General features: G+C 70.1%; 5 protein-coding genes. 3 read left to right on the forward strand and 2 right to left on the reverse strand.

Annotated elements, in window-relative coordinates:
• Positions 1-150: 150 nt before the first annotated feature.
• Entirely contained in the window at positions 151-3,468 is a 3,318-nt protein-coding gene (locus GD1_RS20300) for an arabinosyltransferase domain-containing protein (protein WP_059039330.1), read from the reverse strand.
• Positions 3,465-6,854, reverse strand: a complete 3,390-nt coding sequence (locus tag GD1_RS20305; protein ID WP_059039331.1) for an arabinosyltransferase domain-containing protein — start codon at positions 6,852-6,854, stop codon at positions 3,465-3,467. The genes GD1_RS20300 and GD1_RS20305 overlap by 4 nt, the downstream gene beginning before the upstream one ends.
• Before the next feature lie 79 nt (positions 6,855-6,933).
• Between GD1_RS20305 and GD1_RS20310 the strand changes: the two genes are divergently transcribed.
• The 3 genes from GD1_RS20310 (at position 6,934) to GD1_RS20320 (ending at position 14,572) form a co-directional block, all read left to right on the forward strand.
• The gene (locus tag GD1_RS20310; protein WP_169798206.1) at positions 6,934-10,368 is read left to right on the forward strand and encodes an arabinosyltransferase domain-containing protein; all 3,435 of its coding nucleotides are present in this window, start codon (positions 6,934-6,936) and stop codon (positions 10,366-10,368) included.
• A 103-nt stretch (positions 10,369-10,471) separates the two neighbouring features.
• Entirely contained in the window at positions 10,472-13,759 is a 3,288-nt protein-coding gene (locus tag GD1_RS20315) for an arabinosyltransferase domain-containing protein (protein WP_059039333.1), read from the forward strand.
• 63 nt (positions 13,760-13,822) lie between these two features.
• Positions 13,823-14,572: a VIT1/CCC1 transporter family protein gene (locus tag GD1_RS20320; RefSeq protein ID WP_020793241.1), complete on the forward strand. Its 750-nt coding sequence runs from the start codon at positions 13,823-13,825 to the stop codon at positions 14,570-14,572.
• Positions 14,573-14,640 lie beyond the last annotated feature (68 nt).

The raw sequence follows: 14,640 nt of genomic DNA on the forward strand, positions 1-14,640 counted from the left end.
TCCGCTGCGGAGATTTCGACACGGGTCCTCGCGATGCTCGGTCCCGGCTCGATCACCCAAGGAAGTCCCGGCTCGATCACCGAAAGAAGTCCCGGCTCGATCACCGAAGGCCGCCCGGCTCGATCACCAAGGCCCAGCGGGCAGTTGACGCTAGTTCTTGATCGCGCGCATCGGGCCGGGGGTCCAGAGACCGGTGTGGACGTCCTGGGTGATCTCGAGGTGTGCCGGAACCTGGTCCACCAACGGCGTCAGGCGCTGCAGGCTGCCCCAGTCCTTGGCCCACGCATTGCGCAGGTAGGACGGGAGCACCGTCGGCCGCAGGTCGTTCTCCACGATGCCGAGCGGGCCGCCGTAGTCGCCGGCCATCCAGCGGCGCGAGTTCACGCGCTCGCCGTCGGCGTCGGGGGTGACGCGCCACTGCGGGACCTCGAGGATGCCGTTACGCACCGTCGCCGGACGCTGGCAGGGGAAGGCCAAGGCGACCTCCCAGTCGAGCAGCACCGGGTCCTCGCTGCCGACAAGGTCGTTCAGCGTCGTCAGGGTGGTCACACGCGGGGGCGTGAGGGCGAGCCACTGGGCCGGATCGGAACTGGTGTCGGCGGCCACCACCCGCACGACGGAGGCGCGCGGCGGCGCCTGGTCGAGCGGGAAACGCAGGTTACGCCATTCGGGCGCGGTGTCGATCCCGAGCGGCACCATCGACGCCACCGTGGTGACGCTGCCGTCGGGTTCCACCCGACCGAACTCCAGGCGCAGCTTCTGGCCGGTGTGGGTGACGGCGAGCTCGTCGACGTACTCGACGGCACCGGCCACCGACATCGTCACCAGCGGTGCACCGGCGCTGCGGGCCGGCATCTGATACCAGTCGGAGGTCAACTGCGCCCGGCCGTTCGGTGCGCCGTAACTGCCCAGCACCGCCACCTTCGACTGGTCCAGACCGAAGGGCAGCTTGACCGACGACCCGTTGACACCCTTGCGGTTGGTGGTGCCGCCACCGGTGTCGGCCGACCCCGACGAACCGGTCGGCTCCTCCTGCGCGGCATTCGGATCGGTCTGCGTGCGATCGACCTCGGACGAATCGCCGTCGGCGATGGCCTCCAGGTTGGACCCCACACCGTCCGGGGTGAACCCGGTCATCCCGGCCCCGGCGAGAGCGGCACCCGGTGACGGATTGTTCTGTCCGGCAACATCGGCCGGGGCGAGCAGACCCGTGTTGGGGTCGGCCTCCACCAGCACCGCATCGGCCAGCGCGCAGGGGTGCCCGCGCAGCGCGTCGACGTTGGAGCTGGCCCACGTCCACGAGCCGCGCTGGGTCACGATCGCCTTGGCGAACGAGATCATGGTGAACACCAGGACGATCGCCAGGACGATCGCCAGCGAATACGTCGGCATCCCCCGGAACACGGTGCGCACGCGACCGGCCGGCCTCGGCTCGAGCGACTGCCCGTCCTGCGCAAGACGGTCGTCGCGGTAGTACTGCCACGCCCCGAGCAGGGTCAGCACGAAGGCGACCACCAGGATCGGGACGTACAGGTTGACCCCGGCCACATTCGGGGTGTCGTCGGCCCACGGGATGCCGTAACTGCCGACGTACCACCATTGGTTACGCCCGGCGAAGGTCACGGCCAGCACATAGGCGGCCGCGGCGGCGACAAAGGTGCGGTTGCTGCGTCGTCGCATCACCGCCGGTGAGATGAGCACCGTCGCCGCGGCGACCAGCGCACCGGCAAGCGTGGCGAAGGCACCGAGCTGGTGGGTCGCCTTGGTGGGCGAGAACGCCAGCACCGCAACCGCTCCGGCCAGGATCGCGACGAGGCGCCACAGCGGGGCGGTGGCCACCCGCGGCACCCGGCGCCGGCTCAGCAGGGTGAGCACGATGATCAGCACCGCGAAGAACGTCACGAAGATGCCGATGCGACGCGCGATCGAACCATCGGTGGTGGGGTTCTGCAGGATGTAGTACCGCATGGCCTCGGTCCACCACTTGTTGGTGGGTCCGACGATGCCCTGCACCTTGACGCCCTCGAGGATCGAGGCAAGCGGCTGATCGGCGAAGATCTCGTAGACCACCAGCAGACCCGACGCCAGGATCGGCACCAGCACCGGCAACCAGCCGTCGCGACGGATGCGGATACGCAGCCGCTTGACGATCGGGCGCAGCGCCGCCACCAGGGCGAGCGCGGCGATCGCACCGGCCGGATGCACCGTCAGGGTGAAGGCGGCGGCCACGATACCCAGGGCCAGCGGGAACAGCCGGCCGGTGGCGATGAACCGCTCCACCAGCAGCCAGGTGAGCAGGATGCCCACCGCCAGGAACGGTTCCACCCGGATACCGTTGTTGAACGCCAGCCACACCGCGAGGAAGGCGAAGGCACCGGCCCAGCGGGCTGCCGGTGAGGTACGGACCGCCGCACCGATCCGACCGAAGGCCGCACGCGAGAGCATGAACCAGGCGGCCAGCGCGAACAGCAACGGCAACAGGCGAAGCCACGGGGTGGCGGTGGAGACCTGCATCCACAGCGCCAGATACTGGTAGTGCCAGCCAAATGGGTCCTGCGGCACACCGAAATAGCGGTAGTAGTTGTCGAGGTATCCGGCGTCCGGGGCGACCCGGCCGACCGTCACCTGATAGCCGTCGTCGGCGGTGTTGCCGCCGACGAACAACCAGATCACCAGCACCGCCACGACCACGCCGTCGAGCAGGGTGGGACGCCACCAGGGACGTTGCGGCGCACCGGGTTCACCGTGGCGGGTCTTGCCGGGCAGCCAGCGCCGCGACCGGCGGCCGTCCTGGCGGTCGAGGACGGCGAGGGCGATCATCGACACGATCGTCATCAGCACGCCGACCAGGGCGGCGACGAACTTCAGCGTCGTCGGACTCGACACGAACCGGGTGTCGACGGTCGACGAGAACGAGAGCCCTTCGGCATTCGCGGTCTCCGGCAGATCGGTGTAGACACCGATGATCTGCGGTCGCGCATTGGGGTCGTCGACGGCGAAACTCGGCGGCGCACCGCCGTCGGTGGACAGCCCGCGGATCTCACCGCGAATCCCGCTGGTGTCGGCGGAGATCGCGACCACACATCCGGCGGCACGTTGCGCGTCGGCACGGGGAACGCTGAGCAGCACCACATTTCGCTGCGTGACCAGCAGACGATCGGAGGTGGCACGGACGAACAGACCCACCTTGCCTGCGTCCACGCCGCTCTCCGGCACCGTCGACAACAGCACGCCACCACCGGCGGGCAGGTCGGCGGCCAGGGCACACGGCACGGTGATGTCCATCGCGACGGGCGTGTAGGAGACGTTGGGCGCCACCACATTGCGCACCTGACCGGCCTGCGGCCAGGTGATGGTGGCCTTGGTGTAGCTGACCGGCAGCAACGGCATGGCGACGGCCAGCACGATGCCGATCAGACCCGTCACCACGGCGACGATCTTGGCGATACGGACGGTCCGGTCGGTCATTTCTGCGCCACCACTCTGATCGATCCGTCCCGGGTCCAGCCCCATACGCGCTGCTCACCGACGCTCACCGCGGCCGGCTGCGCGTCGGGCACCAGCGGTGTGAGCCGTTGGAGCCCACCCCAGTTGCGGTACCAGTCGTTCTCCAGGTAGGTGGCCATCGTCGACGACGAGGTGAGCGCGTCGACGGTGGTGAGGATGCCGCCGTTGACACTGGCCTGCCAGGTCTTGGACTTCGAGTTGGTGGTCACCTGATCGGGCACGATCCGCCACTGCGGGACCTCGGAGATCCCGTCGGACACCGTCATCGGGTGCTGGCACGGGAACTGGCTGCCCACCGACAGATCCAGCAGCACCGGGTCGGTGGTGCCGACAGTGGACTGCAGGGTGGTCAGCCGCGGCGCGCGCGGCGGGGTGATGGCCAGCCACTGGTCGTTGGCGAGGTTGTCGTCGAGGGCGTGGATCCGCAGGGCGGTGGCCTCGGCCGGCACCGCCGACATCGGGATACGCAGATTGCGCCACGACCGGTTCGGACGGTCGGGGCCCGGATCGATCGGCGTGAACGGCTCGCCGACCTGCTCGAAGGCACCGGTGCCGGACACCCGGCCGAACTGCACCTGCAGCAGCCGGCCCGGGGTGTACACGCCGTCCTGGTCGATCGAGGCGATCGGCCCGGCGGCGGTGATCACGATCAGCGGCGACGAATCCCGTGCGGGCAGCGCATAGGGCAGCGTGGTGAGTTCGGCGGTGCCGTTGTCGTGGCCGTAGCTGCCCATCACCGGGGTGGTGGCCGGGTCGAGCCCGAACGGCAGCGCGGCGTGCGAGCCGTTGACGCCGGGGTCGGCGATCACACCGCCGGTGGTGCCGGGCGCCCCGCCGGACACGACGAACGGCTGCGCGAGATTGCCGGAGGTGTTGATGGTGCCCGCACCCAGCGACGTCGCATCCGGGGTGAGATCACCGGCCACGCCGTCGGCAGTGAAACCGTTGTCGTCACCGGCCAGCGCACGAGAGATGTCGGTGGTGCCGATCGGTTGCAGCGCACCGACATTCGGGTCGTCCTCGACGAGTACGCGGTCGGCCATGCCGCAGCTGTTGCCGGTCAGCGCCCGCAGGTTGGACCCGAGGGTCGAGTAGGTGTCGGAGCGGGCGACGGCCGCCTTGGCGAACAGCACCAGCTCGATGAGCACCACCAGCGTCGCGATCACCAGCATCGGCGACGACGCGATCGCGGTCTGTGTGCGGGTCGGCGTGCCGCCGGCGTCGCGGACGCGGTGGTGCTCGGCGTCGACGTCGATGCGCAGGTGGAACCACATCGCCACCGCGAGGGCCACCACGGTCAGGATCAGGAAGATCGTCGACAGCGGATGTCCGCCGATCACCGGCGCCTTGTCGAACCAGGAGATACCGAAGTCATACGACCAGCCCCACGCGTTCTGGCCGGCCACCGACACCGCGCAGGCGAACAGCAACACCGCCACGTACATCGCGACATTGCGCGGGGACCGCCGCGACGACTGGGCGACGGCGACCGTCGCGACGGCGGCCAGGGCAGCGGCCAGGCCGGCGTAGATGCCGAACTGGACGGTCCACTTGGTGGGGGTGAACGACAGCAGCAGCACCGTCAGCAGCACCGCACCGATCAGCCGCCACACCGGGGACGGGTCGACGCCGCGGATACGTTTGCGCCGCAACATCACCGCGAGGGTGACGAACAGTCCGGCGGCCAGCAGGGTGACCGGGACGCGCCGCACCAGCGACCCGTCCTGGGTGCTCAGCGTCAGGTAGTAGTAGCGCAGGAACTCCTGGTTCCAGGCCAGGGTGGGGCCGACGGTGTAGCGGATCCGGATGGCCTCGAGGACGTTCATCAGGGTCTGGTCGCGGAACACCACGATCACCACGACGGCGACGGCCGCCCCGATCGGGGCCAGCAGCGCCCCGAGCCCGGTACCCGGCAGCGGACGCCCACGCCAGGTGATCCGCAGTTCACGGTCGCGGCGTCGGAGATTGCGCAGCATCGGCCGCGACCCGGCCAGCAGCAGAGCCACCGCGATCACACCGTGGGGGCCCAGCGCCAGGGTCAGGCACGCGGCCAGGGTGGCCCCGGCGGCCGGCAGCATGCGGCGGGTGGCCACCGCCTGCTCCACACCCCACCAGGTCAGCAGTGAGCCGAGCACGATGATCGGCTCGGCACGCAGGCCGCTGCAGAACGGCATCCAGAACGCCAGGAAGACCGCGGCGGCGGTGAACATCGCCCACTGCGAGCGGCGCACCGCCCCGCCCAGCCGCGGCAGCAGCACCCGGCTGAGCACGAACCAGGCGAGCAGCCCGGCGATCAGCGCGGGCAGCCGCATCCAGATACCGGCGGTCGACACCGACGACCAGTGCGCCAGGAACGAGTAGTACCAGTCGAACGGCGCCTCGGGAGCCCCGTAGAAGCGGTAGTAGTTCGCCAGATAACCGGCGTCGGAGCTGTTGCGGCCCATCTCCAGGATGTAGCCGTCGTCGGAGCTGCCCGCCCCCAGGAAATGCCAGATCACCAGGATCGCGGTGACCGCGATGTCGGCGGCGCGCGGCATCAGCAACCGGCGCAGGTCCACCCGGCCGATCCGGCGGTGATGGCCGCCGATCACGTCGAGGGCGGCGATCGCGATGAACGCGATGATCGCGGCGAGGATGCCGATGATCATCACGACGAGTTTGAGTGCGGTGGGGCTGGTGTCGAAGCGGTTGTCGACGTCGATCCGCACGGCCATGCCGTCGCCGAGACGGACCTGCTCGGCGTTCAGCGCGGTGAACAGCCCGGCGATCTGCGGTTGGGCCGACGCCTCGGCGGTGCCGGTCGCATCGGGGCCGGGCACACCGTCGAAACGGGCGCCCACGCCGGTCGACGACGACCAGATGTGCAGCCGGGTGCATTGCCCCAGCTGATCGGTGGTGGCGGTGGCCAGCGGCTTGCCGCGGGTGGTCACGGTCACCCCCGACGGGCCCGACGTGACGATCAACGCATTGTCGGTGGCCTTCTGGGATGCGCGGGGCATGGTCGAGAGCACGGTGACCGCGCTGGTGGCGTCGGCGTCGGCCGGCCGCTCGGTGAGCACCCGGCAGTCGATGGTGGCGTCGAGACCCGACGCGGTCTGCGCGACCAGCGGCGCGGTCACCGAGGGTGTCGCGGCGGCGGCCTGGGGCCAGGTGATGGTGGCGGTGTGGGCTGTGACCGGCAGGAACGGGGTCAGGACGGCCGCGAGGACGGCGATCGACCCGGCCACTGCGGAGACCACGGCCCAGGTCCGCGGCGACGACGGCAGGGTGCGGGAACCGAGGTGCAGCACACGCTGACCGCCACGCCGATCGGGCGTGGCGGACGTCGGCGTCGAGGAGGCAGTCATCAGTCCGCAACACTAGTGGAATGAATCTGTGAGCTTTCTGGGGATCACGGGATGACGGGCCCGCAACGCTCGTCCGCTTATGACCTGGTGGGCAGGTCACATACGATCAGTCTTCGTGTCTGCGTCAGCCCCGTCTCCAGCCCCCGGAGCCGACCCGTCGGCCTCACCGGCGAGTGGCGACGGACGATCGTCCCAGCTCAGCGCCCGATCCGGGATGATCCGGTTGATCGCGATCGTCTCCGGCGTGCTGGGCGCCGTCCTGTGTGCCGTGGTGCCGTTGCTGCCGGTGCAGTCCACCCAGGCGTCCTTCGACTGGCCGCAGGGCCAACCGCTGGCGAATTCTGCGAGTGTGACCGCACCGCTGATCGCGCAGGTGCCCCGCTCCCTGGACATCTCCATCCCGTGCGCCACCCTGGCCGATCTGCCCGCACAGGGCGGTGTGGTGCTGGCGACCATGCCGACGTCGGCGCCGGGCAGCAAGGGCAAGGCCCTGTACGTGTCGGCGGGGCGGGACACCGTCTCGGTGACCTTCCGCAACAACCTGGCCGCGAGTGCACCGCGCGCCGAACTGGGCCGGTGTTCGACGCTGCACATCTGGTCGTCGGGCACCTCGACCGGCGCCCGCTTCGTGGGGCTCGGCCCGGCGTCGGATCTCGACCCCGGCAAGCGGCCACAGATCGACGGGGTGTTCACCTCGCTGAGCACCGAGCAGGTCCGGGCCGCCGACGGCCTGCGGGTGCACGTCGAGATCGACAACCGCTATGCGTCGTCGCCGACCCTGCTCAAGCAGATCGTGATGATCCTGGCCGTGCTGTGCGTCGTCGTCGCGCTGATCGCACTGGCCCTGCTCGACCGCCTGTACGGCCATCATCGCCGGATCGGGCCGCGCCCGGGCCTGTGGGCGGCGCTGCGGCCCCGCGGCACCGACCTGGTGGTGACCGGTGTGCTGCTGGTGTGGCTGTTCCTGGGTGCCGGCTCCCCCGACGACGGCTACATCCTCACCATGGGGCGCACCGCCGACTCCTTCGGCTATCTGGCGAACTACTACCGCTTCTACGGCATCCCCGAGGCGCCGTTCGACTGGTACTACTCCTTCCTGGCGCACTGGGCGAGCGTGTCCCCGTCGATCCTGTGGATGCATCTGCCGCCGCTGATCGCCGGCCTCGCGTCGTGGTTCATCCTGGCGCGGGTGCTGCTTCCGCGGCTCGGTGCCGCGGTGCGCGGCGGCACGGGCCGGGTGACCCGGCTGCTCGGTGGCGGCTGGCCGATGTGGGCGGCCGCACTGACCTTCCTGGCGTTCTGGATGCCGTTCTGCAGCGGCCTGCGCAGCGAACCGATCATCGTGCTGGGCTCGCTGCTCACCTGGTGGGCGGCCGAGCGGTCCATCGCGACCCGCCGGATGCTGCCCGCCGCGCTGGCCGCCGTCGCCGCCGGTTTCACCCTGGCGCTGGCCCCGCACGGCGTGATCGGGGTGGCGATCCTGATCGTCGCCGCCCGTCCGCTGCTGCGCATCCTGGTGGCCCGACGCCGTGAGGCCGGACTGGCCGCACTGCTCGCACCGCTGGCCGCCGCCGGATTGCTGGTGCTGGTGGTTGTCTTCCGTGACCAGACACTGGCCACGGTGCTCGAGGCGATCAAGACCCGTTACGTCACCGGGCCGATCATCGGCTGGCATCAGGAGTACCTGCGCTACTACTTCCTGACGGTGTCCACCAAGGACGGCGCGCTGACCCGCCGCGTCCCGCTGCTGCTGCTGTTCGCCGGCCTGATGGTGGCGGTCGCGGTGATGTTGCGGCAGGGCCGGATCCGTGGTGTGGACGGCGGCCCCACGTGGCGCCTGATCGGCGCCACCGGCGTCACCCTGCTGCTGTTCGCGTTCACCCCCACCAAGTGGACCATCCAGTTCGGTGTGTTCACCGGTCTCGGTGCGGCGATCGCCGCGGTCGCCACCGTCGCGGTGGTGCAGTCGGCGGCGCGGTCGGGACGCAACCTGACGGTGTTCGTCGCGGGCCTGCTGTTCGCCCTGGCCGCGGCGATGGCGGGCAAGAACGCCTGGCCGTTCGCCTACGAATACGGCATCTCGTGGTTCGACCGGGCCCCGGTCCTCGCCGGTATCCCGATCTCGACGATCTTCCTGGCGTTGGCCGTCCTCGCCGTCGTGGTGGCGGTGTGGCAGCATCTGCGTCTGGACTATGTGGCCAATCGCGGTCTGGCACACAGCAGTTCCGGGAAGGCCGACTCGGCCGCCGATCGTCGTCGGCTGTTCCTGGCGTCGTCGCCGATCGCGGTGATCGCCGGGCTGATGGTGATCTCGCAGCTACTGGTGTTCGCCAAGGCCGCGGTGGTGCGGTATCCGGCGACCACGGTGCTCGCCGAGAACCTGAACACCTTGCGCGGCAACACCTGCGGCATGGCCGACGCGGTGCTGGTGGAATCCGACCCGAATGCCGGGGTGTTGACCCCGGCCAACGGACAGTCGCAGACGGCCGCGTTGTCGGGGTCCGGAAGCGGCACCACCGCAGTCGGATTCACTCCCGACGGGGTACCCGACGACCTGTCGCCGGAGCCGGGCAGCGCCCGCCCCGGCCAGATGAACGTCGCCAACCCGTTCTCCCGGCCGTTCGTGGTGTCCGGCGGGCTCGGCGCCGGCACCACCGGCGGCCGCGGTCCCACCACGGTCAACGGCTCGAATGTCGCACTGCCGTATGGACTCGACCCGGCCACCACACCGGTCCTGGGCAGCTACGGCGCGACCGGCGAGGCACGCCTGACCACCGGCTGGTACGACCTGCCCGACCGCAACACCTCACCGCTGCTGGTGGTCTCGGCCGCCGGTGCGGTCGCCACCGTGGACGTCTTCGGCGTGCACGTCTTCGGCCAGAAGCTGACCGTGCAGTTCGGCAGGCCCGGCGCGGACGGCTCGTTCGAGCAGATCGGTCCCGACGTGCTGCCGATCGACCCGGGGCCGATCATCACCAACCGTCCGTGGCGCAATCTGCGGGTGCCGATGTCGGCGGTTCCGCCCGCGGCGACGGTGATGCGACTGTCGTTGCTGGACAACAACCTCGGCGAGAAGCAGTTCCTGGCGATCACCCCGCCGCGGGCTCCGCGCCTGCAGACCCTGCAGCAGGTCGTCGGCGACTCCGCACCCACGCTGGTCGACTTCATGGTGGCCGCGCACTTCCCGTGCCAGCAGCCGCTGCAGGTGCACAACGGGGTCGCCGAGATCCCGCGCTGGCGCATCCTGCCCGACTATGCGACCGCCAACTCGCAGTCGAAGACCTGGCAGGACGCCGACGACGGTGGCCTGCTGGCGATCTCGGAGGCGACGACGTCGGCGCTGGCGGTGCCGACCTATCTGAAGGACGACTGGACACAGGACTGGGGTGCGCTCGAACGGCTCACCCCGCTGGTCCCCGACGCCGCCCCGGCCCGGGTGGCGACATCACCGCAGACCCGCTGGGGATGGTCGCGGAACGGTTCGATCAGGGTGGAGACGTCCGATGACGACTGACGCACGCAACGACGACGGCACCCCCGGGACGCGCGGTGCACCGGACGAGGCGGGGTCGGTATGCAACGACACCCGGCCGGCGCAGTGGCGGCCGAGCCCACGGATGGTCAAGATCCTCGCGGTGGTCACCGGCCTGCTCGGCGCCCTCCTCGCGGTGGCCACCCCGCTGCTGCCGGTGAATCAGACCACCGCAGAGCTCAACTGGCCGCAGGACGACAAGGTCGGCAGCGTCACCGCACCACTGGTGTCGTTCGTGCCGATCGACATGGATCTGTCGGTGCCGTGTTCGCTGGCGACCCGCCTGCCCGCCTCCGGCGGGGTGTTGCTGTCGACGCTGCCCACCGCCGGCCAGGAGGCCAGTGCGCGCGCACTGTTCATCCGGGCCACCGCCGACACCCTGACCGTCACCGACCGTGACGTCGTCATCCTCACCACGCCCCGCGCGGCCGCACAGCAGAACCCGGACTGCCGCATCCTGTTCCATGCCGACGGCACCGGTGTCTCGGCACGCTTCGCCGGCGGCCCCGGTGACGCGGCGACCGCACCGGCCCTGGCCGGCGACGGACTGCACACCTTCTCCGTCCCCGATCACCAGATGCGCCCGCAGATCGTGGGCATCTACACCGATCTTCCGGAATCGGCTCCGCGCGAGGGCCTCTCGCTGCACGCCACGATCGACACCCGATACGTCAGTTCGCCCTCACCGCTGAAGGTGACCGCGATCGTCGTCGGCATCCTGATGACCCTGGTCTCGCTGGTCATGCTGGGCATCCTCGATCATCGGGACGGGCGCGGGCACAAGCGTTTCCTGCCGTCGGGGTGGTGGACCATCCGCGGTTCGGACGTCGCGGTGTTCGCGATCCTGGCGTTCTGGTGGATCGCCGGTGCCAACACCTCCGACGACGGCTACAACTTCACCGTCGGCCGGATCACCGGCGACGCCGGGTATGCCGACAACTACTTCCGCTACTTCGGCGTGCCGCAGGACCCGTTCGGCTGGCACTTCCAGGTGATCTCCTGGATGACGCAGATCTCCACCGCCACACCGTGGATGCGGCTGCCCGCCTTTGCGCTGGGTCTGCTCGGCTGGTGGCTGATCTCGCGTGAGGTGATCCCGCGCCTCGGCCGGGCGGTGCGCAACAGCACCCCCGCGGTGTGGTCGGCGGCATTCGTCTTCCTCGCGATCTGGTTGCCCTACAACAACGGTCTGCGGCCGGAACCGGCCGAGGCCGTCGGCGCGCTGCTCACCTGGTGCTGCGTCGAGCGGGCCATCGCCACCCGGCGTCTGCTCCCCTATGCGATCGCGGTGGTCACCGCGGCGTTCACCCTGGCACTCGCACCCGGCGGCCTGATGGCCGTCGCCGCACTGCTGGCCGGAATCCGGCCGGTGGTGCGGGCACTGGTGACCCGCCGCAAGCGGGACGGTCTGCTGCCCATGCTGGCGCCGATCCTGGCCGCCGGTACCGCGGTGCTGTTCCAGATCTTCGCCGATCAACCCCTGGCACCGCTGCTCGAGGGCAACAAGGTGGCCACCGACGTCGGCCCCACCCTGGAGTGGTGGGAGGAGCCGGTCCGGTACTACTACCTGATCCTCCCGACCGCCGACGGCACCCTCGCCCGCCGCTACGGCATCCTGATGATGATCCTGTGCCTGATCGTGGTGCTGCTGCGGCTGCTCCGGCGTGAGCACCCCAACGGGATTGCGCGCGCACCGATCTGGCGGTTGATCGCGGTGACCCTGGGCACCATGTTCTTCATCTCGTTCACGCCCACCAAGTGGACCCACCACTTCGGTGTGTATGCGGGTATCGCCGCCGGTCTGGCGGCGGCCGCGGGCGCGATGATGGCTCCGGCGATCCTGCGGTCACGACGCAATCGCACGTTCTTCGCCGCGGCCGTACTGGCCGTCACCGGGATCTCGTTCACCGGCACCAACGGCTGGTGGTACATCGGCAGCTACGGCATCCCCTGGTGGGATCGGCCGCCCGCCGTCGCCGGGATCAAGCTGGGTTGGGTGTTCCTCGCCCTGGCGGTGATCACCGCCCTGATCGGCCTGTGGTTCCACTTCCGCGACGACTACGTCGACGACGCGACCCGTACCGGCCGTACGCCGCACTGGTATTCGCGGCTGACGTTCTCGCCGCTGCCGGTGATCTCGGCATTCGTGGTGATCTTCATGGTGGCCTCGTTCGCCAAGGCCGCCTATGTGCAGCGCGACTCGTGGTCGTGGCTGAACTCCAATCTGCGTGCCCTGAGCGGCAATTCGTGCGGATTGGCCAACGATGTGCTGGTGGAGGCCGATCCCACCGCAGGCCTGCTCCGGCCGGCCGCGGTGGGATCGGCACCGGCGCCGAGCGTCTCGGCGGCACTCGCCGGAACCGCCGACGGTGTGCCCCCGGCGGGCTTCTCCCCCAACGGTGTCCCGAACAAGTTGTCGGTGGATTCGACCGTCGACGAGAGCGCCGCGAGCTCGGCCACCAACAGTGCCCCGTCCGGTGCCGGCGCCGAGGACGCCACCACCGACACGTCGTCGGCGGCGGGCGGTACCGAGGGCGGGCAGGGCGCCACCGGCGTCAACGGATCGACGGTGAAGCTGCCGTTCGGCCTCGACCCGCTCGCCACCCCGGTCCTGGGATCGTACGGCTCCCCCACCGGCACCGGCGATCTCACCACGTCGTGGTACTCGCTGCCGGAACGATCCGACGACGCCCCGCTCCTGACCGTCGCGGTGGCCGGATCGGTGGAGGCGGTCGACGGGATCGGCGTCGTGCACTCCGGGCAGAAGCTGGTCGCCCGGTTCGGCCGCACCGGCCCGGACGGGAAGGTCACGCCGGTCGGTGTGCTCAGCCCGATCGACATCGGCGAGGCACCCACGTGGCGCAATCTGCGGTTCCCGCTCGCCGACGCCCCGGCCCGCGCGAACGTGGTGCGGATCGAGGTGTCCGACTCCGCCGGTGCCCCCAACGAGTGGATTGCGTTCACCCCGCCGCGGGTGAGCACCCTCGGTACCCTCAACGACGTCGTCGGCACCACCGATCCGGTGTTCATCGACTGGATGCCCGGGCTGGTGTTCCCGTGCCAGCAGCCGATGAAGGTCCGCAACGGCGTCCTCGAGGTCCCGCAGTGGCGGATCATGCCCGACGCCGAGGCCACCCGGAAGAACAGCCAGACCTGGATGGCCGGCACCGCCGGTGGCCCGCTCGGCATCACCGAGGCCATGCTGACCCCCACCCTGCTGCCCACCTATCTGCGCAACAACTGGGGACGCGACTGGGGTGGGCTGCAACGCTTCACCCAGATCGATCCGGCGCCCCCGGCACACCTCGAGCTGGGTACCGCGAAACGATCCGGGCTCTACGACCCGGCACCGATGCGGTCGAGCGGATACTGATCCGACGGCCAGGGTCGGCTCACCTTGCTTGCGGGCGAGCCGACCCCACGGTTAGCTGGATGTATGACCGATGAGGGTGTCGACACCCGTGCCGACGGTGCACCGCACCAGCACGCGGGTGAGCCGCATTCCGGTGGCGCGCTCGCGAACCGGCTGAACTGGCTACGTGCCGGGGTGCTCGGGGCGAACGACGGGATCGTGTCGACGGCGGGCATCGTCGTCGGCGTCGCCGCCGCGACCGTCGAGCGCGAGCCGGTGTTCACCGCCGGTATCGCCGCCCTGGCCGCCGGTGCGGTGTCGATGGCGCTCGGCGAGTACGTGTCGGTGAGCGCCCAACGCGACACCGAGAAGGCATTGCTGCGCAAAGAGAGCCGCGAGCTCGCCGAGCAGCCGGAGGCCGAGTTCGACGAGCTCGTCGGTCTCTACGAGGCCAAAGGCCTCTCCCACGACACCGCCTGCCAGGTCGCCCGGGAGCTGACCGCCCACGATGCGTTCTCCGCGCACGTCGACGTGGAACTCGGGATCGACCCGGACGAACTGACCAATCCGTGGTTGGCCGCGTTCTCGTCGGCGGTCGCCTTCACCGTCGGCGCACTGTTGCCGTTGATCGCCATCCTGGTCCCACCGGCAGGCGTACGGATTCCGATCGCCTTTGTCGCCGTCATCCTCGCGCTGGCACTGACCGGCGCGGTCGGCGCCGTCCTGGGCGGCTCCAGGCCGTGGCGGCCGATGGCCCGGGTGGTGATCGGTGGCGCGATCGCGATGGCCGTCACCTACGCGATCGGCAGCCTCGTCGGACATGCGGTGGGTTGAGTTCTTGCCGTGACCGATCGGGGGCCTTGTGTCCGGCACACCCTGGTCGCCGACAACGTCGGCTCACG

Origin of the sequence: Gordonia desulfuricans NBRC 100010 (genome assembly GCF_001485495.1) — a bacterium.
Lineage (GTDB): Bacteria > Actinomycetota > Actinomycetes > Mycobacteriales > Mycobacteriaceae > Gordonia > Gordonia desulfuricans.

Coding starts and splice junctions, on each gene's coding strand:
- GD1_RS20300 (WP_059039330.1), bottom strand. CDS start 3,468: ATGACCGACCGGACCGTCCGTATCGCCAAGATCGTCGCCGTGGTGACG.
- GD1_RS20305 (WP_059039331.1), bottom strand. CDS start 6,854: ATGACTGCCTCCTCGACGCCGACGTCCGCCACGCCCGATCGGCGTGGC.
- GD1_RS20310 (WP_169798206.1), top strand. CDS start 6,934: ATGACCTGGTGGGCAGGTCACATACGATCAGTCTTCGTGTCTGCGTCA.
- GD1_RS20315 (WP_059039333.1), top strand. CDS start 10,472: ATGGTCAAGATCCTCGCGGTGGTCACCGGCCTGCTCGGCGCCCTCCTC.
- GD1_RS20320 (WP_020793241.1), top strand. CDS start 13,823: ATGACCGATGAGGGTGTCGACACCCGTGCCGACGGTGCACCGCACCAG.